Raw genomic sequence first — 26907 nt, 5'->3', positions numbered from 1 at the left:
CGGCGCTCAACTCCGGCGTGAGATAGATAGAGTATGCGAACCCGACGTGACTTTCTAAAGCTTGCCGCGATATTGACAGGGACTTCCGGGCTTTCAGAACTTTTGCCGGAATCGATTCAGCGTGCCTATGCGATTGAACCTGCCGCTGGATCTACGTTTCTGGACGCGGAACACATCGTCATCCTGATGCAGGAAAACAGATCATTTGACCACACCTACGGGACTCTGCGCGGCGTGCGCGGATTCAACGATCCGCGAGCAATGAAGCTGGCGAGTGGCAATTCAGTTTTTGTGCAGACCGATGCCGCGGGCAACTCGTACGCTCCCTGGCGGCTGGATATCAAGGACACGCGCATTACGTGGATGGGTTCACTGCCGCACTCGCGTGAGAGCCAGGTGGACGCCTGGAACGAGGGGCTGCATGATGGATGGCTGGATGCCAAGCGATCGGGTGAAAAGGACTATAAGCATCTGCCTCTGACAATGGGGCATTACACCCGCGAGGATTTACCGTTTTATTACGCGCTGGCGGATGCGTTTACGGTGTGCGACCAGAACCATTGCTCGGTGATGACCAGCACCTCACCCAATCGCAGTTATTTCTGGACGGGGACGATTCGCGAAGAGCAGAAACCCGATGCGCGGGCTCATATCCGTAACGAACAGATTGACTACGGCGGGATGACGTGGAAGACATTTCCTGAGCGGCTACAGGAAGCAGGCGTTTCCTGGAAGCACTATCAGAACGAAGTGTCGCGCTCACCGCTTACCGGCGATGAGGATTCATGGTTGTCGAACTACGGTGACAACGTACTGGAGTGTTTCTCGGCTTACAACGCCGAAGCGTGCCCAGGATATGCCGTAGCAGCGCAGCGGTGGGTTGAGGAGCTCTCGAAGGATAAGTCAGATGTAGAAGCGAAGATTGCGGCGGAAAAGGATCCGACGGCGATATTGGCGCTTCGCAATCAGCTTAAGGAATTGGAAAAGAAAAAGGCAGAGCTTGAAGCATCGATTGCGAACAGCGGCGATGCTAGGTATGCGCAACTCTCCGATTTCGATAAGGCACTGCATCGGAGTGCGTTTGTTACGAATGCCTCAGACCCGCACTATCACTCCCTTGAAGAGCTGGCCTACGAATTGGATGGCAAGCAGGAGACGATGAAAGTGCCCCAGGGCGATGTGCTGTACCAGTTTCGCAAGGATGTGAATGAGGGCAAGCTGCCGACGGTTTCATGGCTGACTGCGTCCGAGAAGTTCTCTGATCATCCTTCTGCGCCGTGGTATGGGGCCTGGTATGTCTCTGAGGTGATGGACATCCTGACAAAGAATCCAGAGGTGTGGCGCAAGACAATCTTCATCCTGACCTATGACGAGAACGATGGCTATTTTGACCATGTGCCGTCGTTTGTTGCTGCGGACCCGAAGCGTCAGGAAACTGGAGGAGCGTCTGCCGGCGTCGATACGGGCCTCGAATACATATACAAGAATGATGAATTGCAGATGGGGGTAGATGCGAATGATGCGCGAACCGGTCCCATTGGCATGGGGTTCCGTGTACCCCTGGTGATTGCATCGCCTTGGAGCCGTGGCGGATGGGTGAACTCACAAGTTTTTGATCACACATCGACGCTGAGGTTTCTGGAACAGTTTGTTGAGAAGAAATATGGCAAGAGCGTGCACGAAGAGAACATCAGCAGCTGGCGGCGCACGGTTGCTGGTGATCTGACATCAGTGTTTCGCCCCAACGATCCGAAGGAGCCGCAGATCGATTATCTCGATCGCGACAAGTTTGTGGTGAGCATCGAGAAGGCGCGATTCAAGGAGATTCCGTCGAACTTTACGAAGCTTACGGCGGCGCAGATTGAGGAAATCAATCATAAGCCGAAGCAGTCGAAGTGGCTGCCGCAACAGGAAGAGGGAATCCGCCTGGCATGTGCGCTGCCGTATGAGCTGTATGCCGACGGCAACCTGAGCGCAGATGGGCAGAAGCTTGAACTGCGGTTGAGCGCTGGGGATACAGTGCATGGAGCGCAATCCGCGGGCGCGCCGTTTAACGTGTATTTGCGCAACAAGACAGAGCCGAAGATGATAGCGGCGACTTACGCGGTCAAGGCGGGTGACAGTCTGACGCCCGCGTATCCGTTGTCTGGCTTTGCGGGCGAGCGCTACGCTGTCGAGGTTCATGGTCCCAACGGCTTCTATCGGTCATTTGCTGGTGATATGAAGTCGCCACATCTTCAGGTGCATTCGTCGTATGAACGAACTGGAAATGACCTGACTGGTAACCTCGTCATTGCGTTGCGCAATACGACCGATAAGCCTGCGCACGTTGAGGTACTGGATAGCGCGTACCGCCAGAAACCGGTGTCCAAAAAGATTGAGGCTGGGCAGGAAGCATCGGTGGTGCTCAATCTGGCATCCGGCCACGGATGGTACGACGCTATAGTTCGCGTGGCGGAATCGGGCCAGGATATTCGTCTTGCGGGGCGAGTGGAAACGGGCAAGGCTAGCTTCAGCGATCCACAGATGGGATAGATTGCGGCGCGGTGAAATTTAGGTTCAGACGAATCTAGTTCGTGTCAGGTTCCTGCGGAATTGCTGCGCCGTCGGAGCGCGGATCACCGGCGGCGAAGTTGACTTCGCGGCTGGTATCGCGCACGACTGCAGCGCCCTGGCCGACTGAAAAAGAGAACGGCTCAAGCAGCTTGATTTCATGACCACGCTGCGTGAGGCCTGCGCGAATATCGGCAGGTATGGTTTCTTCCATCTGCACATCGCAGCCGCTGAATGTGTCTTTGGTAAAGCGGGGTTGTTCGAGCGCGGCTTGCACGTTCATGCCGAAGTCGACGATGTTGGAGACAAATTGAGCATGCGCTTGCGCCTGATTCCAGCCGCCCATGATGCCGAAGCCGATGTGCATATCGCCCTTTTGCATGAAGGCAGGAATGATGGTGTGCAGCGGGCGCTTGTGGCCCGCGAGTGAATTCGGCAAACCGGGTGTTAGCTGGAAGCCAGCTCCTCGATTCTGAAATGAGAAACCGAGACCCGGAGCGACAAAGCCGGTGCCGTAGCCCGCGTAGTTGCTTTGAATGAGCGAAACGATGTTGCCATCCTTGTCGATTACGGAAAGATAGATGGTGGAGTTGCCGTGCCTGTCGAGCTCTGCCTCGATATCGGATGGAACCACCTGGCAAGCAGCCTTGTTCATGTCGATCAGCTTTGCACGCTTGTCTGCCAGCTCTTTTGAGATGAGTTCTTTGACGGGGATGGGTGTGAAGCGCGGATCACCGACGTATTTGTACATATCGGCGTATGCAAGCTTCTTGGCTTCGATCATTACGTGCAGTGCATCGACAGAGTTGTGGCCGTATTGGGCCAGAGGAAAGTGCTCCATGATGTTGAGCATGGAGAGTGCGGCGATGCCCTGGCCGTTGGGCGGAAGCTCGTAGATGGTCCAGCCGTGATAGGTGGTGGAGACCGGCTCGACCCACTCGGGCTGGAAGTCGCGGAAATCCTCAAGCGTATGCATGCCTCCATTGGCATTGAGGAACCTGACCATCGTTTCAGTCATCGGCCCGTTGTAGTAGGCGTCTCGGCCGTGTGCAGCGATCTGGCGCAGTGAGTTGGCGAGCGCAGGATTCTTGAAGAGATCGCCGGGCTTGGGATCTGTGAGCCACTGAATATAGGTTTCTTTGTATCCCGGCTGGTCCATAAGTTTTTTTGCGACCCAATAGCGGGCGTTGCGCTCGGCAAGCGGAAATCCGTTTTGCGCGTAATAAATCGCAGGTGCGAGGGTTTTGCTGAATGGTAACGTGCCAAATCGTGAATGCAGTGCGTCCCATCCAGCGACAGCGCCCGGAACATCGATCGTCTCCACGCCGATGGGATTGATCTGCGTAATACCCTTCGATTTGAGCGCATCGATCGTAAGCGCTTTGGGAGTCCATCCGCTGGAGTTGAGACCGTAGAGCTTGCCTGTCTTCGCGTCGTAATAAATGGCGAAGAGATCGCCACCGATGCCATTCACGTAGGGTTGCACGACGCCCATCACAGCATTGGCTGCGATGGCTGCATCGACGGCATTGCCGCCCTCTTCGAGTACATGTGCGCCGGCCTGCGAAGCGAGGAACTGCGGTGTGGATACGATGCCGAGCTTGGTGACAACCATGGAACGGCCCTGTCCGGGCACGGACGCAAACTGCTGGGCCGACGCGAAAAGAGAGCTGAGCAACAATACAGCCAGAGGCGCAATGCGCTTCATGGGTCACCTCGGTTGATTTCAGATATAGAGAGCTTGCGGGCGGATAGCGCAATTATTCCATAGCATCGCCGCTGGCATGCAGAGAAATCGAAGTGTATGCTCAGCACGACGTTTCAGCATTGTCTGAAAAACTTCAGAAACCGCACGACGCTAATCGGATATTCTTGCCTCGCGGATGCTGTTCAGAGATATCTTGACTTTATGCGAGCAAGCGTGTGCGTTTAACGTATTCGACTGATGTGGGTCGATGGATATGGAGTGATTGGATGAGGTTCCGGATAACGGTTGGAATTGTGTTGTTCTGTGTTCTGACTTTGCCGTGCGCTCATGCGCAAACGGCGGCAGAAGTGGCTGCGTTAAAGGGGCTGGCTCCAGTGAGCGTGCTGCCAAATACAGACGCCGGTAAGGCTGCCTTGGAGGCGAATTACACCGGAACAGGAGGCATTCAGACCGGCAAGTTCCAACAGCCAACACTGCTGCCTTTTGCCGAACAACAGCAGCAGGCGCTTCGCGATGCATTCATCACGGGAAACAATCTCGCGCAGCTTTCCGATGGTCTGGGCTCAACGCTCGGGGCGGCATATCTGGCGCGCTTTCACTATATCGATGCCAAGCAGACATCGAAGATGGCACAGCCGCTTGCGGACCTGATTCGCTATGCGCTTGCGGTGAGTGGATCCCACGCTGGAGCAGGGAAGTATTTCTTTGCCAATGCGACGACCGATGGCAAGACGCCGGTTGCGCCGGATGTGATGGCGATTCTGAAAAACAATGGCGGCATGGAAGATGTGTTCGGCAGTGCGTATGGCCGTAAGGCCGGTACTGCGGGCGCTGATGCGTATGGCAATTCGCGTCCATTTCAGACCGAGCACGACGTTACAAAGTTTTCGGGCAAGGACTATCTCAACAAGAACTCCGATAATTTTGCCTATAACTACGGGCCGGATATGGATTTGGTGAACAGCCCGTCCTATCCAAGCGGGCATACGACGTACGGCTACACCGGAGCGGTTTTGCTTGCGGTGTTGGTGCCGGAACGATACGCGCAGATGATTGCGCGCGGTGCGGAGTATGGCAATGACCGCATTCTGATGGGATCGCATTACATCATGGATGTGATGGGCGGGCGGACTCTAGCGCTTTACGATATGGCGCATCTTCTTGCCAACGATCCCGCGTATGTGGGCCTGTCGCTTCGGAAGACGGAACCGATTAAAGATTTTCGAGCGGCAGTTAAGGAGGCACGCGCGGAGTTGGATCCGGTACTGCAAACAGGATGCGGCGATACGATTGCTGCCTGCTCCAAAGAGGACACGGGGCGATTTAACAATCCTCAGGAGGACGCAGCTTTTTGTGCGACGACACAGACCTACAACCTGCCCGTGGTCTATGCGAAGAATGCGGAAGGACAGGAGGATGTTGGCAAGCTCGCGCCAGAGGCAGGATATCTGCTGACCGTGGCGTTCCCCTCGCTCACGCTTGAGCAGGCGGACAAGATCCTTACAGAGACCGAAGGGCCCGGTGGCCGGTTTCTCGATGATGGCTCATCGTTTGGTGTGTATTCGCGGCTGAATCTTTATGCCGCCGGTTTGAAGGCTGCTCAGATTGCTGGTAAATGAGGTAAAGAAACGGCATTGCTTTTCAGCCGCGCGGCATCATGCTTTTTTCAGAGTGAAGAGAGTGACCTCTGGCGGGCAGTTGAACCGAAAGGGCAGCTCAACGGTGCCGATGCCGCGATTGACGTAGAGGTTGAGGTTGCCAAGGTGGAACCACCCCTCGACGTACTTCTGGCCCATACGTGGAAGGTGGACCGGGCCAAGAAATGGCAGACGTACCTGTCCGCCGTGCGTATGTCCACTGAACATGAGACTTACAGATTTGCCGGCAGGATGCCGCAGCAGGATGTCGGCATAGTCGGGACCGTGGCATAGAAGCAGAACGGGCTCGCTGGGGATCTGACGAATGGATGCAGGAATTGCGGCATCGGGATCTGGCATTGCGCAGAGCGGATCGTCGAGACCCGCAAGCCAAATGCGGCTTCCGTTACGCTCGATTGGCAGATGACTGTTGCGCAACACATGAATGCGAGCCGAAGTCAACGCATCGCCGACCAGCTTTGGGTCTGTAAGGAAATCGTGATTGCCGAGGCAGGCGTAGACATTGGCACAGGTGAGTTCGCTGAGAATCGCAGCGCAGTGTGGGGCTGCGTGGCGCGCGATGCGACGCGGCAACGGACCATCGCTGACGAAGTCGCCGGTGAGAAAGACAAAATCGGGCGCGAGCTTATTGACAGCGTGAACGACGTCGCGGAGATAATACGGCTCAGTGAACTCATCCAGATGGATGTCACTGAGCTGCGCAATACGCACACCTTCAAATCCCGGGGGAAGATTGGGAACGAGGGCATCGGTATGCGTTATTTCAGTCCAGTGCCGCTCGATTTCGCCTGCGTAGAAGCCAGGAGCAACGATGCAGGCAGCCGCGCCGACGAGGAAGTTGCGGCGCGAAAGAGAGGTTCCCCTGGTGGCTCTTGAAAGAGTCATACTCCATCTTATCGGGGCAATGCGGGCCGCGTCGTTTCGGAAGGGACATGCCTATCGAAGAGGAGCGCGCAGGGACGCGTGATTATCGCCGTAAAGCGCGAGCGTCTTGAGCACGCTGCGTAGCCTGGCCAGGATCCAGCCGAGCGCCGCGATGCTGGCTCCCCACACTGCAAAGGCGATGTCGACGGCCCATTTGGGGGCCTGTCCCGCATGCATGAGCTGGAAAGGGAGAAAATTCCAGGCCGTGAGGTGCGTATAGTCCCAGGGATCCTGATGCATGGCTTCCGTGTCGAGTCCCCAGGCACTCATTTTGCCAAATGCAAAGGCTGCAATATTTTTGAGACGTAGAAGGATGACAAAGGTGGGATGGCCCAGGGTTTCTTCCTGATAGATTTCAAGCGGCAGCCAGAAGGCGAGGGATGCGATTTGAATGATGGCGCTGGCAGCGATGAGAACGATACCGGTGGCCCACACTGTTGGCGCCAGTTGATGGCGATGGCGCAGTAGAAGCGGGACGGCGAGTAGTGCCGCGAATTCGACAGTAGTGGACACGTATCGGTCTCCCCATGCGAAGTCTCCGGCCCAGGCAAAATAACGACCATAGAAGCAGAGATACATGACGAGCATGATGGCGGTGGAGATGAGGTACGCTTTCACCACTGGAGTAAACCGCTTCCAGAGTGTGGCTGCGAGGATCAGCGTAAGGATCAGAAGCGGATCGAAGAGGAAGATGGATTTTTCGGGTGCGAATAGAGCTCCGAGTAGGCCGGTATGCAGCGGAGTTGTGAAGGGATAGTTGAGGGGAAGCGAAGGATCGCGTTCGCGCGCTTCCTTGGCAACAAGAGAGACGTAGGTATTGAAGAAAGAACCGAAGCGGTAGAACTGATAGTGCCGGTCAAGAAAGCCAAAAAAGAGATACACAGGCAAGGCGACAGCGATGTAAGAGCGGCACCGTTTCCATATATCAATGCCGCGTGTGCCGTCGAGAAGCAGAACCAGCAAAATAAAGATGCCGACGCAGATGAGGTCCATGCCGGTGGTGAGGCGCGTGAGCAGATTGAGACCAAGCGCAGCAGAGCCCCAGAAGAGTGCCTTGCGGCTGCCGTTTTGCAGCCACTCATATTGCCGTGAGAAGCCAATAAGTGTGAGCAGACAGATGTAATTGTTCTCCATCATGTTCTGCGTGTAGTGGAGATGAGTGGTGAGCAGGAGCAGAGCCAGCGTTCCGACGATGGAGTGGACGAGAGGAAACCGCAACTGACTCAGGAATCGGAAACAGACCAGAGCCGTGAGGACATTGACCAGCATGCTGGTGAGGAAGCTCACGACGATGCTTCGGACGCTGGGGTCGTTGCCGTTGTAGTCGGCGAAGATGGGCAGCTTTTCGATTCCTGTGGCGATGATGTCGGCAGGCAGCATGAGCAGCGACTGGCCGATGCCATACCAGCTTTGCAGCGAGCCGTTGCGTCCGTGTACGCCGAATTCCGGGTATTCGTAGGGAAAGACGGGCGGCTCCGAGGTCCAGAGAGCATGGGTCGACTGCAGCCGATGCGTGGTGTCGGCAGAGCCGGGTTCACCGGATTGTACAGCAAAGGCAATAAGGCCGGCGGCGATTGCGAGCAGAGCAATCGGGTTGCGAAGCCATGTGTAAATCGAAAACATTCCTGATTCGATGCTAATGGTTACCCGGACAGAAATCTTTCGATAATGAGATGCCCGAATTGCTGATGTCTGCGATACGAGTACCGCAGACATCTTGAGACTAGCGAAGTACGTTGATGGCGGCTGCTCCAAGAGCGAGCTGAGAGAATATCTGTGTCCAGTCGAGGAGTCCGCGCAGCGCAGTTGGTCTCAGGGTCTTGTCTGGAACGATGATAGTATCGCCCGCATTCACATGTAGATTCTTGAAGTCGTTCCCCCATGGGCCGCGGACGGATTCGCGACTGACGACAGACCCGTCAGCGCGGATAACAAAAGAATGATGCCAATCCGCATCACGATCAGGACCACCAGCGGCCTTCAAGTATTGCTCCACACGCCCTCGTGAGTGAAACAGAAAAGAATTCTGGTCGTAAACAGCGCCGACGACGTTAACAGTCGAAGGAGTAGAGGGAACGAGGAAGCTGTCACCATTTTCGAGAGGAATGGGCGGCACAGAGTCGAGGTCACTGCTGCTTGGCTGAAAAGCCAAAACAATACGGCCGGTTGCACGAATTTGCTTAAGGCGAGCCAGCAAAGCCAGCTCGGCGGAAGTGGCGGCAGAGGTGTTGGCGATGGAGCCTTGCGATGAAGTCGCAGAAGATGTCAGTGCGAGTGTACCGCGGCTGGCGTCAAGATCGACGCGGCGAACGTATTCGTCGATGCGTTGTTGCTGTATTTTGCGAGTCGATTCACGATCGAATTCGGAACCGTAAAGATACGCATTTGCAGTGAATCCACCGGCACGGCGAACCAGATCACGAAGCGTTTCGCCGGGTTCGGCGCTGTAGATGCCTGAGTGAACGAATTCGCCTTCGAGACGGATGTATTTGGTTTGGTGCTGGAGGGGGACACGAATGTCGTCCTGGGAAAAGACAGAAACGACATCTCCGGGTTGCAATTCGAGATTCTGCGAGGGATCGTGTTGCAGGACCAGCTTGCCTAGATCGAATGGAATCAAGGAGGTCTTGAGGGTTATTGGATCGACCCGTTCGATGACTGCGTACTGCCAGTCGATTTCAGGTGCTGTAATGCGGACATCGGTCTTGGCAGAACGCTTTTCGTCTTCCTCGTTGGGAGTGTTAACCCACTGGGAGGTTAGTGTTCCGCCCCCGAGGTTCTGCTGATTGTTCTGGTCTGTTGGATTGGTACTCGAATCCGTGCCGGGATAGACCTGTGGAGGGGGATTCTGCTGACGGGTTTCTGTTTCGGGTTTCTGAGCATTCGCCAGATCTTTGCTGAACTGAGCTTGCGCCTCGGGCGAGGTCGGATCGGTGATGCTGGGCTGATAGGGATAGGGAAAGGTGTTCGTTCCATTTCCGGTCTGATTGCCGTTGGTGGTGCTGTTGGGAGGCTGCACATACCGCTGCGGGTGCTTGATATCGTTCTCGAAGCTCTGCAGGAAGGGCTCAAACTCAGGCGAAGGCAGACCGAGGTGGCTGCGCTTCCACCAGTAATCGCGGCTGAGCAGCGAATTCTGGTCGGGAATAAGATCGCTCAGATGTAGTCCGGGTTTCCAGGCAAAGCGACCCGGATTAGCCAGGTATCCGCGAACAGTGACAGTGTTTTTGTAAGCAGGAACGATGGAGTATACGCGAACGATATCGCCATCGGAAACAGATGCGGAGAGGCCAGCGGTATCAAAGGCGAATTCCATAGCCTGGCGTTGTTGCCTATCTGCGGAGCGTTCGAGCGAGATGCGCGCGTCGGATGCGAGGGATGTTGCATTCCCTGCCGAAGCGATCAGGTCGCTGACGGTTTCATTGTCCTTGAGTTCATAAATGGCCGGCTTACGAACGGCCCCCATGATGGCCGCCTCCTCGCCTACAGGCGGTATGAAGATCACATCTTCCGGAAGGAGATGGACATCTTTAGACTTGTCGCCGTGAATCAGGAGATCGTAAAGATCGAAGTCGGTTACGGTACTGCCGTTACGGCGCAATTCAATGTGACGAAGCGAACCTTGCGGCGAAGGGCCGCCACTGGCGAAGATGGCGTCCACCAGAGTGCTGAGTGAACTTACGGTGTAGACCCCAGGACGTCGCGCCTGGCCTGCCACATACACCTGCATGGAACGGATGCGGCCCATGTCGGCGTTGAGGTCGAAGTTGCGGTAGACGCGGCCAATCGCGGAACGCAGATGCTGATCGAGTTCGGAGAATTGCAGTCCGGCCACATGAATCTGGCCTACTTCCGGAATGTAGATGTTGCCAGAGCGGTCCACGCGCAGATTGCCGGTGTAATTAACCTGTCCCCAGATACGAATGCGCAGTTCGTCATCCGGCCCAATAACGTAATTGGATGAAACCGGAGCTAGATCATTGGGCGAAAAGGTGGCCGGCACGTTGCGAAAGAGATCGGCCCCGTAGATCGGAAGAATCTGCCCTGTGCTCGCAGCAACGAATTTCTGGAACTCGGTGAGCGGTTCAGCAGGTAGCTGACGGAATTGAAGTGAGTTGCGCGTAGAACTTGGATTGGTGAGCTGGGAATTTTCCCCGGTGCTAGATACTCCCCCAGGACGCGGTATAGTGCCGGTCAAGTCAGGGAAACCTGACTGCTGGCTGGAGGCTGCGAGGCAGCTGGTGGTGCCGTCGCTTTGCAAAACAGGGTTCGAGCCATCAGGGCATGACCCGGTAGAACTCAACGGATTGGGAGTTGTGGAGTCCTGTGACTGGGAATCTGTCTGTGCATGTGCAAGAGGAGCCGTGTTGGATGACAAGACAATTGCGAGGGATAATGCCGCCGTACCGGCAAGCCAGCGAGGGCTGGCGAGACGCAAGTGGGCTAGACGCAATGTTCTCGAAATGGAGTATGCGCTTTTCAAGCCGAATTCTTTCCGGGCCTTGGATATAGATCTGGCCATAGACGTAATTGATTTTCGGAGATTTGTGCCTGAGGGAGCAACTAAACAGTTTATTGTGCGAGGTTGGCAAGAGCAGAAGAGACAATTGGATGGTCGCAAGCTAGCGGGCACCGACCTTGCCTAATACCGCGGGGATCGTTCGCAGCAGAATCAGGAAATCCGTGCGCAGGCTCCAGTTGCGAACATAGGATGCGTCAAGATTGGCGCGGCCAGCGAAGCTGATATTGCTGCGCCCAGAGACCTGCCAGAGCCCTGACAGCCCGGGAGTTGCGGCCAGATAGAAATGCTGCAGATGACCGTAAAGGGGTACTTCAGCGGCGATGACGGGGCGCGGACCCACGAGGGACATGTCGCCCCTAAGCACGTTTAACAACTGAGGAAGCTCGTCCAGACTCCAACGGCGGATGAAAGCGCCGACGGGGGTGATGCGTGGATCGCGCACTGCTTTATGCACCCGCCAATGAAAGGTTGACGTGTGGTCCGGGGTCGATTTAATCACGTCATGCCACTGGGAAGTTTCGGACATGGAACGGAACTTCCAGATACGGAAGGGCTTACCACCACGACCGATCCGTGTTTCCCGGTAAAAGACAGGCCCCTTGGATGTAATAAGGATGGCGATGGCAATCACGAGTCCGGGGGCAAGCGAAAATGACAGCATCAGCAGGGCAGCGCCGATGTCCGTCCACCTCTTGACGTGCTTATACCGCCAGGAATGAACATGCACTCCCGTGGAGAGCAGTGGAAGAGGGGCAGATCTGACGCTAGCGGCTGCGGACGAGGGTTCAACAGACAACCCTGCAAACTCGAAGTCCGATCGCGCCTGTACTTCTGACTTGCTCATTAGATCCTCTAGAATCAATTGCTTGAATCACTAACTAACAAACCGAACTGGGACGAGCGAATGAGACAGTCAGCCCTGGAATCTGTTCTGGTTTCCTACTAGTTTTAACGAGGATTGCGGGCGGTACCCTTTTTACCCTCTGAGCATGGGTGAGACTGACTTTGTTGTTTTCATGAACCAAGTTTTAGACGCTGTCACAACGGACACGTCATCTACCTGATTCGCGTAAGCACAGGTTGCTGAACAGATTGCGTCACGCGAACGATTCTCCCCCGCAACACTCCAAAATGTTCTTTCTCATTCCTGAGATGCACATCGTACGACGCCTGTTGGACCACAAATATTGGTTGGAAATTTGCTGATTCGGAGAGCATACGTGATCCACCGTGAAGGCATGGACGGCATGTGTGGAGCATAGCATAACTCATCTCTATCCGCTTCGAATCATGCACTGTTTCAATGAGTTATGCAGGTACCTCGCCACTTTAGACAGAATATATTGCGTAGTCGAAGCAGGGCGTCGTTGCGCGAAGGAAGCGGTGTGTTTAGAAGGAGTTATCGGGTCATTTCGTGGAGGAAGAAGGAGTGTTTTGGATTTGAAGCTTTAGAGACTTTTAATAAGTTATGAATTGAAAGATTAGATCTTTCATAGAAAAGGGTTTAGGTGTGATTTCGAACCGAAGTGCGGAATCGCGGATTGTGCGATGCTGGGAGTGAGGTCGTGGCCGGATGGAGATGTTTCCGATGTTTTTGCGGCTTGATGGACGCCCATGCCTGGTGGTGGGGGCGGGAACAATTGCCGCGCCGAAGATAGAGAGCCTATTGCGGGCCGGGGGCGTGGTGACGGTGGTGGCGCCACGGGCTTCGGAGCGAGTAATGCAGAGAGCAGAAAACAGCGAAATTACATGGTTTCAACGAGAATTCACGGATGCGGATGTGGCGGGATATTTTCTTGTGATCGCAGCCACGGATATACAGGCGGTGAATCATAGAGTGGCTGAGGCATCGAGAGCAGCGGGCATTTTGTGCAACTCGGTCGATGATCCCCCCGACTGCGATTTCTTTTATCCATCTGTGGTGCGAAGAGGCGATCTGCAGATCGCGATTTCAACGGCGGGCAAAAGTCCGGCTCTGTCGCAGCAACTGCGCGAAGAGATCGACGAGATGCTGGCGCATGACGCCGGCGTGTGGCTGGATCAGGTGGGAGAGACGCGGCTCAGGGTGTTGAAGGCATATCCAGCGGGTGAGGAGCGAAAGGCCGCATTACATCAACTGGCGCGGCGGGAGAGTTGCGATCCGCAGGCCTGTCCGGTGCAGCAGACATTGGATCGTCTATTGGCGAAGGATGGCTCACGGTGAGCAGCGGCAGCGATACCAAGCCTAAGCCCGGCAAAGTGTATTTGGTGGGCGCCGGCCCTGGTGCGGTGGACCTGCTGACTTTACGCGCTCACACACTCATTACGTCAGCTACATGTCTGCTGCATGACGATCTGGTTTCGGAAGAGATTCTTGCCTTGGCTGCACCGAATGCGCTTGTCGTCGGCGTAGGAAAGCGATGTGGTGTAAAGACCATCACACAGGATCAGATCAACGACTGGATGATCCGCTACGCGCGGGAAGGGCAGAGCGTGGTGCGGTTAAAGAGCGGCGACCCATTGCTCTTCGGCCGGGCAGCGGAGGAGATGGCAGCGCTCAAGGAAGCGGATATCCGATTCGAGGTTGTGCCGGGTGTATCGGCTGGATTTGCGGCAGCAGCAGCAGCAGGTCTTGCATTGACCAGTCGAATCACCACATCCAAGGTGCTAATGGCTACGCGGCACCTAGCTGCCGGAGTGCCGGGAGGCTTGACCGGAATTGGTCCAGAAGCCGCATTGGTGCTTTATATGCCGGGGAAAGAATATGCGCCGGTCGCCACGGAGCTTTTGGCAAATGGCTGGCCGATGGGAACCCAGTGCGTTGTAGCGTCGGCGGTGGGAACCCCACGCGAGCAGCTCATCACATGCAGGTTGATTGAGTTAGGAAAAGCCAAAGCATTGCCCGCGCCGGTGGTCATGCTGTTTCTTCCTGAAGCGTTCAAGCCAGACGCGTTCAACACAGGACGCGAGTGATATAGTCGCAAGCTGGAGGAGTCGTCGATATGGGTCAGTGCGCGCACGTAAAGGATCATGTCAAGCCAGTTAAGCCAAACACCAAAGGATGCGAAGAGTGCCTGAAGAGCGGTGACTCCTGGGTGCATCTGCGCATGTGTACGGAGTGCGGTCATGTGGGCTGTTGCGACTCTTCGAAGAACCGGCACGCACGCAAGCATTATGAAACGACGCAGCACCCTATCATCCAGTCGGCCGAGCGCGGCGAAAAGTGGCGCTGGTGCTACGTGGATAACACCTACATTGATTAAGCCAGACAGGCGTAGGCATTACTGAACTTTCGCCGGTTTCGCACAGGCGTCGAAGGCGGCGGTTTCGACGGTCTGACCGTGCTTCATCTGGACGAAGATGCGATATTGGCCCGGCGTGGGAAAGCCATAGGGAAAGCCGACGACGTTCGGCTGGTGACCTGAATGCTCGATGCCAGACATATCCATGCCCTGCATATTCATACCTGACGTATCCATTCCAGGCTTGCTTTGCTGCTGCTTCGGCGATTGATTCTGTGCTTCGGCCATCATGAGCGCCGCCATTGCGACAGTGCCCGAAGGGTGGACATGCGCAAAGACTGTGCCATCGGTTTTGACGAAAGCCGCGTGGCCGAGCATGTCCATGTAGAGACCAGTATCCGAAGCTGGTTTACCATCGGGTGCGAAGAGCGAGAACTGATATAGCTCCGGTGTCTTCGCCGGTTGCGGTTCGGGATTGTCCCACATCATCGAGTAACCATCGGGAAATTGGAAGCGAGGCTTACCTGTCGGTGCAACGCATGCCGATGAGGAACTTAGCGCGATTGGCGGAACCGTACCAGCGGAGTTGTCGCCTGTGAGCGGAACGCCGTTGATCGCAGGCAGGGTGAGACTGGCGACAAGAGTCTCGGGAAAGCCGTTAGCATGCACCACATCGGCGTAGAGGCGATACTGCCCGGCGAGAACCGAGGGTAACGGCATCTCGAATTCGCCAGGCGCAATCTGATCGGGGTGCAGATGGAAGACCACGTCGAGATTGGGCTCGCGGATCATGTAGAGATGCATCAGGTGATTGTGGTCGAGGACGAAGTCGTCGAGCCGCCGCGCCTTAAGCCATCCGGGATCGGCAAGATTGAGCTTGAGCCGATGGTCCGCGGTTAACTTTGCCCGCATGTTGAGCGGTTTATATACGTTCGCGCTGTACTGCTGCGCGTCGTTGTTCCACCATATGTAGCCGAAGACGACCATGCCGGCGATGATGACAAAAGCTACTCCCATAGCGACGGCGGCTCGCATGCGTGCGGCTTTGGATGCCTCGGTACCGGGCGCAAGCTGGGCATCCTGCACGGCTGCGCCGACGATGCCGACGATGCCAAGAATCAGGAATGCGCCAAGCACCGCGAGAATGATGCCGAGGTTGGTCTGCATGCCCAGCGTGCCGCGTGCCGTGGCGGGCAGTGGAATGGAAAGAACGCCGTCGCCTTGAGATCCGTGAACGAGAAAGCGCACCTGCCACGAGCCCGGGGCCATGATCCAGAGCGTGCCGGTGAAGAACTGCTTGTCCTGAGCCGACTGTTTCATTACATCGGCGACGGGAGGATGCTTGGATGCTTCGCCGGTGAGTGGGATGGGAGTGATCTCAATGCCGCTTGCGGATGGAGCGGCATCGGCGCGCACTTCAATCTCCGCGACACCGGGGATAACGAGCGGCGGGCGAACGGTGACGAAAAGCTTGTACGGACCTGCGTTGCCCTCGGCGTAAACGTCAGGGCTGCCCACATGCGCGTGAGCGGGCAATGCTGCGAGGCAAGCGAAGATTGCGAAGACGAGGAACGTCCACAGGCGAGAGCTTTGCTTTATCGAATAGAACATGAGGTCAGCGTTGAACGTTGCGTAGCCAGCGGCCTACAAGTATGCCGATCCAAGTGCTCAGGATGGCGTAAAGGATGGCGAGCAGCAGGCCTGTCGCAAGGTCTGAGCCGTATTCGGGTCTTACAAACATGCGCCGCACATCGAAGGAAGTTGAGGGCATGCTGTAGTCGTGGTACATGGTGCCGAAGAAGCGGTTGGCGGCTTCGGAAGACATGAGGAAGTCAGCGAACGGCCACTGTACGGCCACGAACGAGAGCACAAAGACTGGGCCCGTGACGAGCGCAGTTTGCCACGCTTTCCACTCTTTAGTCCTGCTCCAGAGCAGGTCGATGAGGATAGCCGGAACGATGAGCAGCAACGGAAATTTCGGCGGAATCAAGTGCGTCACCTGCTGAAAGACCGGCCCCAGCTTCGGCTCCGCAGGGAAAAGCGGCAGAATCAGGACCGCACCTTCGACGAAAGCGGTATAGATCAACGTCGTCCAGGTACAGGCCCAGCGATTGCGTGAGGCCAGCCAGAGGATGGCGAACATGGTCGGTATGCCGATTGCAACGGCTTGATACGCACCGGAATTATGCAGATAGACGTCCCAGGTGTATTCCATGCGGAAGAACATCTGGAAGACGATCATGAGGCCACCGACGTAGAGGAACAGCCATTGCAGATGCTTGCCGAGTATGTGGTCTCCTGCCAGTTCGGCGCGATTCATCGCGCTGACGAGCATGAAAAGTGTCCCGACAGAGACGGCAAAGACGCCGAGCATGAGCAGCGTATGCGGCGGACTGACGATTTTCACATCCAGGCCGTATGCGTTGTGCCACCAGTTGTCTAAGGGCGCAGAGGTGAGCATGGCGATACCGCCCCACGAGGCGATGAACGCTCCGAGCGGCGCGCGGAAGCCGAAGATCTTGACGGAGGATGAGGTTAGTTCAGCCGGCCGGCGAAAGGTGGTGAAAAGAACGAGATAACCGCAGGAGATCGCTGCGAGCACGCCACAGGCATAGATCGCCATGTGAGCAGGCGTCCAGAAGGTGTCGCGGCCAATGGAGCGGTGCCATGAGACATCCCAGTGGGCGCCGACGGTCACGGAGGTGACAGCGAGGGCGACGCACCACAAGTACCAGGGGATGCTCTTGTGGCTGCGAACGCCGGGGGCGGCGGAGACTTGTGTTGCTGTCCAGGTGGTTGCCATGGAAAGAACTCTCTTCAGAGATAGTTGTACCGCAAGGGCCGTCTTGCATCCATTTTGTGCTTATTACGAAGTCAACCGGACGGTTTGCGAAATCGGTTGCGCAAATCCCTTGGCAATCGTTTTCATCGGCATGTAGGATGGGGTATCTCGAAATCCCCCAGCACAGCGCGACTCTGCTCGTGCGGTGCGAAAGGTACACTTCATTGCTGTTCTCTTGCTCTGACCGAGTTGTGCGCCGGTCTCTGTGGTTCTCTCTGTTTCTGCTTCTGTTCAGCGTGGTTGCGCATGGGCAGCAGCTTGTTCAAGCAGTAACGGGCTCAGTACATGATGCGAATGGTTCCCCCATTGCCAGCGCCGAGGTGCGGCTGGAGCGGGGCGCTTCTCCACTGACAACGACAACTGGCGCGGATGGCAGTTTCCGGTTCGCGCTCCTGACTCATGGGCATTACCGCTTGTCGATTGTGGTTAACGGCAAGCGTCGTGAAGCGGCAACAGCATTGACGGTGCCGTTGGCGGCGGCATCCGGGCCAATTATGATTGCGACCCCTGCAGGCAGCATTACGGTGACGCTCTCGGTAGCTCCGATGGCTGCCCCCGATGCCGCGCAACAGGCAACGACCGGCGGCGAAGATCTCTCCAGCCATGCCGTAAGCTCACTGCCACTGAACAAGCGCGATTTCAGCCAGCTGCTGTTGCTTGCTGCCGGCACCATGACGGATGCGAACGGCGCAACCAACTTCACACAGCAATTTGCTATCAATGGACAGCGCGGCGCGGAGGCCACCTTTGCCATGGATGGCGGAACGACGACAGATCCTGAAATGGGTGGATCGACCTTCTCGAACTTCAACGTCGATGCGGTCGAAGAGATTCAGTCAAGCTCCGGATGGATGCCTGCTGAGATAGGCTTCGGAGCGTCAGGGTTTACCGATATTCACACGCGTTCAGGAAGCAGCGGCTTTCACGGCTCGGTCTTTGAGTTTGTGCGCAACTCAGCCTTCGATGCACGCAACTTTTTTGATCACGCTACACCCGCGACGCCGGGACGCATTCCACCCTTCCGTCGCAACGAGTTCGGATTTACAAACGGCGGTCCAGTGCGTCTTGGTAGCCTGTATGACGGGCGCGGCAAGACCTTTTACTTCGGCGAATATCAGGGCTTCCGCCAGGTGCTCGGCACGACGCAGGTCTTTCCTGTTCCGACTGCAGCGCAGCGACCTACCGCCGACAGCAACATTGTCAACGACACAGTGCAGTTCCAGCAGGCCGATGGCTCTACCGTGGCAGACACACTCTATGTGCCGGTGAACCCTGCGATTGCGGCGATTCTGGCGCGTTATCCGTTGCCGAACTTGCCGACCGGCGCTTATGGCGTGAATACATACGCAACCTCATCCAAGGTGGTGACAAACGCCGACCAGTTCTCCATCCGCATCGACCACCAGCTCACGAGCAAGGATCAGTTTCTCGCTCGCTTCACCTACGACAATCTGACCGGCCCCACGACCAATCCCGATCAGACAGCGATCGACCAGCAGTTCGGCGTACAGTACATCGACCGGCAGCGCAATGTGATGGGCAAGTGGACGCATACGACGTCGCCGCGCCTTGTCTTCGAATCTCTCATCGCGATCGAGCGCAGCACGCCGGGATTTCCAACTCCCGACCTCACCGACCCCGCAGTCAAGTTCAATGACAGCACCTTCGAGGGCTTCAACACTGCAGGTGGCTCTGTCATGCAGGCTTATGGGAACGTCTTCCAGGGCCGCGAGATGGTGAGCTGGACGCGCGGCACGCATGCGATGAAGTTCGGCTTCGATACACGGCTCAATCGTGACACGACTTACTTCGGCACGAGTCCCGATGGTGAGTATGATTTCGGCGGCGGATCGGCATATGCTGCCGCGTCGATTCAGTCTGCGAGTGGACTGCATAACGTGGCTTATGGCGACCTATTGCCCGATACGCTGAGCGGCTTCCTTACTGGCAGCGCCGCGGCGTATACGGTAGCAATTGCTGCGCCGCCGTTTTCCGACGGCGTACACATCGGCCCAGCCGCAATCAATCGCAATGGCTACGCTGCTTTTGCGCAGGATACCTGGAAAGTGACGCCACGCTTCACGCTTGATTACGGAGTGCGATGGGAACTATACACGCCGATCACAGAACGCGCGCACCGGACCTCGGGTTTTCTCAAGGCGAACGGTGTCACGGAATTTGTCGTGAATCCACAGCCAGGATACAAAACGGACTCGAAGGGTTGGATGCCGCGCGTTCAGGCAGCATGGCAGGCGACTGATAAGATGCAGGTCCACGCCGGCGGAGCAGTGACGCTGATCCAACCAAACATCTGGCAGGACAATTTCCTGACCGGGTCAACCCCGTTCGCTGTTTATCCGCGTCTTGTCGGTGCGCTCGGCAAGCCGGTGCCTTACGGATTCACCATTTCACCAACACAATTGCCTACTCCAGTAACGCCGACCGGTCAGCCGATCTTCCCAACGGGCAATCCGAAGCGGGTAGCTCCTAATACCGTGCTTGATGTGGACCGCTACGAAAAGGAACTGGCTGCGCTGGGTGCAAGCGATGTGGTCAGCGACTTGAACCTGAGCGGCATCGACCGCAACTTTAGCAATGCGCGGCTCTATACGTGGACTGCTGGCTTCGAACGCAAAGTCGGCAATCTCACGGCTGACGCTAACTATGTCGGCACGGCTGCCAATCATCTGCCCAGAACCAGCTTTCCGAATGCGTATCCGTATGCGAGCCCGGGCTTCGCGCCGGATACAACCTTTGCTGCGGATGGCTCGGTCTCGGGTGGCCTTGGCGTCGAGAACCTGATTACGGCAACAGCGCACTCCAGCTATCATGCGCTGCAAACCTCGCTATCGGGCACGGTTCCTGCTGGAGGTCCGGGCGTGCAGGCAAGCTACACGTGGTCGAAGTCTCTTGACGACACCAGCCAGGTGATCGGCGGCACCGGATCAACAGGTGCGGTCACGCAGGGTTTCCCCCAGGACCCGACGAATACACATCCAGAAAAAGGACCATCGGCCTTTGATGTGGCGCACGGATTTACTTTGAGCGTCGCGCAGGATCTGCACGGAGACAAAGCGCCATTTCTGAGCGCGATTCCGCGCAGCGTCACTGGCGGATGGGAGTTACTCAGTATATCCAGCATCTCAAGCGGGTCGCCATTCACCGTCTACTCAGGCGTGCAGCAGACAGGCTACGGATCGGAAGGTGCGGACCGGCCTGATCAGGTGGGCAAGCCCGATCTTTCGACTGCACGGCAGGATCGCGCCGATTACTTCGGCAAAGGTCTCGATAATCCGAGCTTCTTTAATATTCCAGTCCACGTCACGGATGGTTCGGGACCGAATGACGGCCGCTTCGGCACGCTCGGTCGCAACACCTTTCGTGGCGCTGCCTACTACGACTTCGATTTTGCCCTCATCAAGGACACATCATTTGGCCATCGCAGGAGTGGCTCGGAGTTGATGGATCTGCAGTTCCGCTCGGAGTTTTTCAACATCTTCAACATCGTGAACATGGGCCTGCCCGCAAACATCGTCAACGGCGCTGGATTCGGCGAGATCAGTAAGACCGCGGGAACGAGTCGGCAGATTCAGTTTTCGCTGAAGCTGATTTATTAGCTGCCGAGGCTGGACCCACATCTGGCAGCTTTCAGGCCAGATGTGGGCATCCGTTGAGTTACAGATTCAGAGTCACCGTAGCGCTATCAACCACGCTTTCCCACTTGGCATCTTTCTTACCATAAGCGTCATGCCACCGCCACCATTTATAACGCGGTGTCTTTGGATAACCTTCAGGGGAATCCTCCCAATCCTCTTGCCGTCCGAGCGGCGTGGCGTCCAGGTAATTCCACACGGTGCCCATGGCTTCATCGCCCCGGTTGTTGATGTAGTAAGTGCGGAAGAGCTTGTTGTTCTCATCGCGGAAGAACACGTTGTGCCCATGCCACTCGTCGACGCCGAAGTCCTTATCGAAGCTGTCGGTGATGGTGTACCAGGGGATCTTCTCCCAGCCCATGAGCGGCTTCAGGGTGGCAATATTCTCCTGCGATCCGCGTGAAGCATAGGCAAGCGTTGTGTCCCGCGCGTGCAGATGCGAGAGGTGCGAGACTTGGTCTGCGCCAAGCGAACAGCCAACGCATGCGTGGTCTGGCCAGCCATGGACATTCGAATCGTAGAAGGCGCGATAGAGCACAAGCTGCCGCCGGCCTTCGAAGAGATCTAGCAGTGATACCTTGCCCTGCGGACCTTCAAAGATGTACTCTTTCTCGACCGCGAGCCATGGCATCCGCCGTCGCGCCGCGGCCAGCGCATCGCGCGCTCGGGTGTGTTCTTTCTCTTTTACCAGCATCTCCTGCCAGGCCTTCTGCCACTCCTCCGCCGACACGACCGGAGGCTTCTTCATCTGCGCAATCTGCTCATTACTCGTCATTGCTCTCTCCTTGTTCGCGCTCGCGCGCTTTCTTGTTCCAGATCTTTGCGACGGCGAGCGCGGACACACCACCCGTCGAAACAGCACCCGCCGCAATCCATACCGCTGTCGCCACGCAGAAGGGACACATACTACTCGCACCCCTCTTCGTTCATGCCTTCGAGGGCCCGCAAGACGCCTTCCTTATGAATGGTTGCCATTACCCCTCCTTCGATGGGTTTGAGCCATGGTCCAGACGAATCAATCGTTCCAGTGCCTTGCATTCAGAGCGCTGCTTGATTTGGTTGATTTGACGGTTCCAGTGGCGTTCAAAGGCTTTTACCCATTCGTGCACAGGCTTCAAGCCTTCAGCATTCAGCCGATACATACGATGCTGTCCGCGTTTGACCACCGTCACCACACCCGCCCTGCGCAGTGCGCCCAAATGCTTGGAGACGGCCGGCTGGGCTATTTTCATGCCCAGCACGATTTCATTGACAGCGTATTCCTGGCCGTTGGCCAGCAATGCGATGACCTCGCGCCTTCGCGGTTCGGCAATAGCGCTGAAGACATTCGCCGGATTGGCTCGTCGCGTCATGAGCTCAAATATATTCCTATTTAGGAATATGTCAAGACGCAATATGACCAGAAATGAACTTTCGACGGTTCGGAGACGGCTCGGAATTGACAGATTTTGTGGCCGGGGCGGTACGCGGAACGATTGAGTTCTAACGCTGCAACAGCGCGCCAGAGGCGAACCAGCCCGCTGGCGCGCGATCATCTCTGACTCAGAAATAGCGCATGTTTTCAAGATCGGTAATCAGCGTTGGGCCGGTGGGATTCCATCCAAGCCGCTGCCGCGTGAGCGCGCTGGAAGCTGGCATATCGAGGCCTGAGAACATAGCCAGCCAGCCGAAATGAGCCTGCGCCTTCTCAGACGATAGGCTCACGACCGGCACCTTCAGCCCTTTGCCGAGAATCTCAGCAATCTCTCGCGTGGGTATGCCCTCTTCGGCAACAGCGTTGTAGCGCCTGCCCGATTCAGCTTTCTCCAGTGCAAGCCGGTAGAGGCGGGCAACGTCGAGAACGTGCGCCGCGGGCCAGCGGTTCTGTCCCTCACCGACGTAGGCAGAGACGCCCTTTTCACGGGCGATCCGAACTAAGTAGGTGATGAGCCCCTGCTTTACCGTGTTGTGAACCTGCGGCAGGCGTACCACCGAAACATTGATGCCGCGTTCTGAGAGGGCGACGCACCCGGCTTCGGATGCCGTGCGTGGATTGGGATGCTCAAGGTCGAGGTGATCTTCGACAGCAGGTCGGCCTGGGCCAGGTAAACCCATGCCGGTTCCAGAGGTGATGATCAGAGGACGATTGGAGCCGGCGAGTACGCTGCCCATCGTCTCGATGGCACGACGGTCTTGCTCGCAAGCCTCAATGAATCTCGAGAAACCCTGGTCGAAGGCGGAGTGATCGAAGGCGCAATGAATGACACCGTCAGAGGCGGCAGCTCCGCTGCGAAGGCTCTCAATATCTTCGAGGCTTCCGCGTTGCACGTCGGCTCCTGCAGCACGCAAGGCATCGGCGCCAGTGTCTGACCGCGAAAGTCCAAGAACCTGATGACCTGCCTGGATGAGCTCCGGAATGATGGCGGAACCGATGAAGCCAGTTGCGCCGGTGAGAAATACACGCATGAGGATGCTCCTTTTCTATTCGTGATGGGAATGTGAGGCTCCGTTTGCGACGGATTTCGTTGCTGGGTCATCCCTAAGAAGGCGCGCCTACATCCGTCACCAGCAGTAGATGAGTCGGATAGGCGTACGATCTATGCTGAGAGTCCGCATTATTGGCTCATTCGTCCGGAGATGCCGTGGATCCGTTGTCTGATGTCTTGTCGTTGCTGAAACCGCAGAGCTATGTCTCGGGTGGTTTCGGTGTGGATGGCCACATGTCGATCCAGTTTCCCAGGCATCGCGGCATCAAGTGTTACGCCATTGTCTCTGGCGAGTGCTGGCTCGTAGTCGAAGGCGTTCCAGAGCCAGTATTGCTCACCGAGGGCGACTGCTATATCCTGCCGCGCGGATTTCCCTTCTGTCTTACGACAGATCCTTCGCTTCCGCCGGTTGACTTCCGGACAATACTCGCCGAGCGGCAGCAGGGCAAGGCGATTTTCTGTGATGAGAGCGGTGCTCGCTATATCGTTGGTGGCCATTTCCTGCTTACCGGCAGCTATGCCGAGGCGTTGTTACAGTCGCTGCCACCGATTGTTCATATCCGCAAAGAGTCGGATAAGGCGGCGATACGCTGGGCGCTCGAGCGCATGAAGGAAGAACTGCGCGATCCACAGCCCGGCGGCACGCTCATTGCGCAGCAGCTTGCCTACGTCATGCTGGTGCAAGCCCTGCGGCTGCACTTGTCAGAAGAATCGGCAAACGGTGTGGGATGGTTGTTTGCACTGACGGACAAGCAGATCAGCGCGGTGATTGCGTGCATGCACAACGATCCAGGCCATGCGTGGACGTTGCAGGAGCTTGCCGGGCATGCAGGCATGTCGCGGTCGATCTTTGCGCAACGGTTCAAAGAGCGAGCCGGCACAACGCCGATGGAATATCTGACACGCTGGCGGATGCTGTTAGCCGGCGAGCGATTGAAGTTCACTGACGACTCGATCGCCTCGATAGCCTCATCGCTTGGCTACGAGTCGGAAAGTGCCTTCGGCAAGGCCTTCCGCAGAGTGATGGGCTGCTCTCCGCGGCAGCACAACCGACGGTCAGGCGAGCCGCAACATTCACTCGCAATGGCCGAGGCTGACTAAGGCTACAAACGGCAGATCAGCAACTCCCGCTCATAAATCATCTCGGGCGGCAGATGATCGTGCAGGTCGAGGAAGAGTTCTTCGTGGCTCATCACTTCCTGCTTCCATTGCTTCCGGTCCACTGACTGCAGCTCTTCGAAGGCTTCCCGCGAAAAGTCCAGCCCGTCCCAGTGAATGTCTTCGTAAAACGGCGTCCAGCCGATCGGGGTTTCCTTGCTCAGGGCGCGACCGCGTACGCGATCGACGATCCACTTGAGTACGCGCATGTTCTGCGAAAAGCCCGGCCAGAGGAACTTGCCTTCGCTGTTCTTCCGGAACCAGTTGACGTGGAAGACGCGCGGAGTGCGAGTCAGGTTGCGCTGCATCTTGAGCCAGTGGCGGAAGTAGTCAGCCATGTTATAGCCGCAGAAGGGAAGCATGGCCATCGGATCGCGGCGCACCTTGCCAACCGCGCCCGAGGCAGCCGCAGTGGTCTCTGAGCCCATGGTGGCTCCGATATAAACGCCTGATGACCAGTTAAAGGATTGATAGACCAGCGGGAGCGTGGTGGCGCGGCGTCCACCGAAAATGATGGCCGAGATAGACACGCCGTTAGGGTCTTCCCAGGCTGAATCGATACAAGGACACTGACGCGCAGGTGCGGTGAAGCGTCCGTTGGGATGCGCCGCTGGCTTACCGCTGACCTGGCCGATGAGTGGAGTCCAGCGTTCGCCGCGCCAGTCGAGGCACTCAGCAGGCGACTCGTCGGTCATGCCTTCCCACCAGACGCCGCCTTCCGGAGTCAGCGCAACGTTAGTGAAGATGGTGTTGCGCTTGAGCGTAGCCATGGCGTTGGGATTGGTCTTCGCGCTGGTGCCGGGGGCAACGCCAAAAAAGCCGGCTTCAGGATTGATAGCGCGCAAATGGCCCGTAGCGTCAGGCTTTATCCAGGCAATGTCATCACCAACGGTCCAAACCTTCCAGCCTTCGAAGCCCTCGGGCGGAATCATCATTGCCAGGTTGGTCTTGCCGCAGGCTGAAGGGAACGCTGCGGCGACATAGGTCTTTTCCGTCTTGCCATTCTTGTCTGCTGGGCTCTCAACGCCAAGGATCAGCATGTGCTCAGCCATCCAGCCCTCGTCGCGGGCTATGTTGGATGCGATTCGCAGCGCGAAGCATTTCTTACCGAGCAGCGCATTGCCACCGTAACCCGAGCCGTAGCTCCAGATCTCGCGCGTTTCGGGGAAGTGGACGATGTACTTGGTGTCGTTGCAGGGCCAGGGCACGTCTTTCTGCCCCGGTTTGAGCGGCGCGCCGACTGTGTGCATGCAGGGCACGACGCGTTTCTCGTCCTTGTCGATCTCGGCGAAGACAGCCGCACCGATGCGGGCCATGATGCGCATATTGACAACCGCATAGGCCGAGTCGGTGAGCTGCACGCCAATCTGCGACATGGGCGAGCCGATAGGGCCCATGGAGTAGGGCATAACGTACATGGTGCGTCCGTGCATGCATCCGCGGAAGAGCTGTTTAAGGCGGCGGCGCATGATGTACGGATCTTCCCAGTTATTTGTCGGGCCGGCATTGTCTTTGGAGAGAGAACAGATGAAGGTGCGGTCCTCGACGCGCGCGACGTCATTGGGTGTGGAGCGAGCGAGAAAGCAACCGGGCCACAGATCCTGATTGAGCCGGATAAAGGTGCCGGTCTTGACGAGCTGTTCGCAGAGTGAGTCGTACTCGGCCTGGGAGCCATCGACCCAGTGGATGTGGTCAGGCTGGCAGAGGTCGGCCATCTTTTCGACCCAGCGGACGAGGTGCTTGTTGGTGGTAGGGGGCGAAGAGATGAGCGTGCTGGACATAGATAGGCATTCCTCCGCAGGCGCGGACACGCGCGTTCTTTCAGAAGAAAAGATACCAGCGTTATCTCGCACCGGTTGGCGAGCAGTTATCTTCCGTTTTCGCGAGGGCGGCCTGGAGCCGGTTTAGGTTTGGGCTGGGGCTTCTTCTTGGTTTCGCGCTTTGGTGCGTCTTTGCTTCCCATGCAGACAGTTTACAACCCGAAATCGAAACAGATTCAAGCGTTTTGTCTTTATCCCAGCATCGGACTACGGGAGGATTGGGAGGACTTCGAACGAGCTATCCGTCGATCGCTAAGCATCCCAAATCCAGTGGATAGGGTCAGGCTGGTAGAGGTCGGCCATCTTTTCGACCCACCGGACGAGGTGCTTGTTGGTGGTGGGGAGCGAAGAGATGAGAGTCGAGCTCACGCTGTTCCTAAGAA

Annotated in this window: 19 protein-coding genes; 7 read left to right on the top strand and 12 right to left on the bottom strand. The window is 56.8% G+C overall.

Going from position 1 to position 26907, the window contains the following annotated elements:
- The first annotated feature begins 33 nt into the window (after window positions 1-33).
- Complete coding sequence (locus OHL22_RS04170; RefSeq protein WP_263333563.1) at window positions 34-2535, top strand: phosphocholine-specific phospholipase C; 2502 nt, start codon at window positions 34-36, stop codon at window positions 2533-2535.
- A 34-nt stretch (window positions 2536-2569) separates the two neighbouring features.
- On the opposite strand, the gene ggt is transcribed toward OHL22_RS04170, so the two are convergent.
- Entirely contained in the window at window positions 2570-4261 is a 1692-nt protein-coding gene (ggt, locus tag OHL22_RS04165; protein WP_263333560.1) for a gamma-glutamyltransferase, read from the bottom strand.
- Between the two features lie 266 nt (window positions 4262-4527).
- On the opposite strand from ggt, the gene OHL22_RS04160 reads away from it, so the two are divergent.
- Window positions 4528-5880 carry a phosphatase PAP2 family protein gene (locus tag OHL22_RS04160; RefSeq protein ID WP_263333558.1) on the top strand — a complete coding sequence of 451 codons (1353 nt, stop codon included), beginning with the start codon at window positions 4528-4530 and terminating at the stop codon, window positions 5878-5880.
- A 36-nt stretch (window positions 5881-5916) separates the two neighbouring features.
- Here the strand turns inward: OHL22_RS04160 and OHL22_RS04155 are convergent, their stop codons facing one another.
- From OHL22_RS04155 to OHL22_RS04140, 4 genes are all read right to left on the bottom strand, one after another.
- The gene (locus OHL22_RS04155; protein WP_263333556.1) at window positions 5917-6804 is read right to left on the bottom strand and encodes a metallophosphoesterase; all 888 of its coding nucleotides are present in this window, start codon (window positions 6802-6804) and stop codon (window positions 5917-5919) included.
- Between the two features lie 51 nt (window positions 6805-6855).
- A complete protein-coding gene (locus tag OHL22_RS04150; protein WP_263333554.1) occupies window positions 6856-8466 on the bottom strand; it encodes a hypothetical protein in 1611 nt (536 codons plus the stop codon).
- Window positions 8467-8566: 100 nt separating this feature from the next.
- Window positions 8567-11296: an SLBB domain-containing protein gene (locus OHL22_RS04145; protein WP_263333552.1), complete on the bottom strand. Its 2730-nt coding sequence runs from the start codon at window positions 11294-11296 to the stop codon at window positions 8567-8569.
- Window positions 11297-11465: 169 nt separating this feature from the next.
- Window positions 11466-12209 carry a sugar transferase gene (locus tag OHL22_RS04140; RefSeq protein ID WP_263333550.1) on the bottom strand — a complete coding sequence of 248 codons (744 nt, stop codon included), beginning with the start codon at window positions 12207-12209 and terminating at the stop codon, window positions 11466-11468.
- 744 nt (window positions 12210-12953) lie between these two features.
- On the opposite strand from OHL22_RS04140, the gene OHL22_RS04135 reads away from it, so the two are divergent.
- Genes OHL22_RS04135 through OHL22_RS04125 form a run of 3 tightly spaced genes read left to right on the top strand, consistent with a single transcriptional unit; the run spans window position 12954 to window position 14607 of the window.
- Window positions 12954-13568 (top strand): precorrin-2 dehydrogenase/sirohydrochlorin ferrochelatase family protein, encoded by a 615-nt coding sequence (locus OHL22_RS04135; protein ID WP_263333548.1) that lies wholly within the window; start codon window positions 12954-12956, stop codon window positions 13566-13568.
- The gene (cobA, locus tag OHL22_RS04130) at window positions 13565-14317 is read left to right on the top strand and encodes a uroporphyrinogen-III C-methyltransferase (protein WP_263333547.1); all 753 of its coding nucleotides are present in this window, start codon (window positions 13565-13567) and stop codon (window positions 14315-14317) included. Before OHL22_RS04135 ends, cobA begins: the two co-directional genes overlap by 4 nt.
- A 29-nt stretch (window positions 14318-14346) precedes the next feature.
- On the top strand, window positions 14347-14607 hold the full coding sequence (locus tag OHL22_RS04125) for a UBP-type zinc finger domain-containing protein (protein ID WP_263333545.1): 261 nt from the start codon (window positions 14347-14349) through the stop codon (window positions 14605-14607).
- Window positions 14608-14625: 18 nt separating this feature from the next.
- Here the strand turns inward: OHL22_RS04125 and OHL22_RS04120 are convergent, their stop codons facing one another.
- Together OHL22_RS04120 and OHL22_RS04115 are read right to left on the bottom strand one after the other, a co-directional pair.
- Complete coding sequence (locus tag OHL22_RS04120) at window positions 14626-16197, bottom strand: hypothetical protein (RefSeq protein ID WP_263333543.1); 1572 nt, start codon at window positions 16195-16197, stop codon at window positions 14626-14628.
- Between the two features lie 4 nt (window positions 16198-16201).
- The gene (locus OHL22_RS04115; protein WP_263333541.1) at window positions 16202-17389 is read right to left on the bottom strand and encodes a hypothetical protein; all 1188 of its coding nucleotides are present in this window, start codon (window positions 17387-17389) and stop codon (window positions 16202-16204) included.
- Between the two features lie 230 nt (window positions 17390-17619).
- Here OHL22_RS04115 and OHL22_RS04110 point away from each other — a divergent pair, with 230 nt between their 5' ends.
- A complete protein-coding gene (locus OHL22_RS04110) occupies window positions 17620-21045 on the top strand; it encodes a TonB-dependent receptor (RefSeq protein WP_263333540.1) in 3426 nt (1141 codons plus the stop codon).
- 58 nt (window positions 21046-21103) lie between these two features.
- Here OHL22_RS04110 and OHL22_RS04105 read toward each other — a convergent pair whose 3' ends face one another.
- From OHL22_RS04105 to OHL22_RS04090, 4 genes are all read right to left on the bottom strand, one after another.
- On the bottom strand, window positions 21104-21856 hold the full coding sequence (locus tag OHL22_RS04105; RefSeq protein WP_263333538.1) for a DUF899 family protein: 753 nt from the start codon (window positions 21854-21856) through the stop codon (window positions 21104-21106).
- A complete protein-coding gene (locus tag OHL22_RS04100; protein WP_263333536.1) occupies window positions 21846-21971 on the bottom strand; it encodes a hypothetical protein in 126 nt (41 codons plus the stop codon). The genes OHL22_RS04105 and OHL22_RS04100 overlap by 11 nt, the downstream gene beginning before the upstream one ends.
- 84 nt (window positions 21972-22055) lie before the next feature.
- Window positions 22056-22433 carry an ArsR/SmtB family transcription factor gene (locus OHL22_RS04095; RefSeq protein ID WP_263333534.1) on the bottom strand — a complete coding sequence of 126 codons (378 nt, stop codon included), beginning with the start codon at window positions 22431-22433 and terminating at the stop codon, window positions 22056-22058.
- 190 nt (window positions 22434-22623) lie between these two features.
- Complete coding sequence (locus OHL22_RS04090; protein WP_263333532.1) at window positions 22624-23526, bottom strand: SDR family oxidoreductase; 903 nt, start codon at window positions 23524-23526, stop codon at window positions 22624-22626.
- Window positions 23527-23702: 176 nt separating this feature from the next.
- Here OHL22_RS04090 and OHL22_RS04085 point away from each other — a divergent pair, with 176 nt between their 5' ends.
- Window positions 23703-24647 carry an AraC family transcriptional regulator gene (locus tag OHL22_RS04085; protein WP_263333530.1) on the top strand — a complete coding sequence of 315 codons (945 nt, stop codon included), beginning with the start codon at window positions 23703-23705 and terminating at the stop codon, window positions 24645-24647.
- Between the two features lie 2 nt (window positions 24648-24649).
- Here OHL22_RS04085 and OHL22_RS04080 read toward each other — a convergent pair whose 3' ends face one another.
- Window positions 24650-26485: a phosphoenolpyruvate carboxykinase (GTP) gene (locus OHL22_RS04080; RefSeq protein WP_263333528.1), complete on the bottom strand. Its 1836-nt coding sequence runs from the start codon at window positions 26483-26485 to the stop codon at window positions 24650-24652.
- Between the last annotated feature and the right edge of the window lie 422 nt (window positions 26486-26907).

This window comes from Acidicapsa dinghuensis (assembly GCF_025685685.1).
Classification (GTDB): Bacteria; Acidobacteriota; Terriglobia; order Terriglobales; family Acidobacteriaceae; genus Acidicapsa; species Acidicapsa dinghuensis.
Note: the sequence above shows the minus strand (reverse complement) of the source record. Positions and strands in the feature narration are given on the sequence as shown.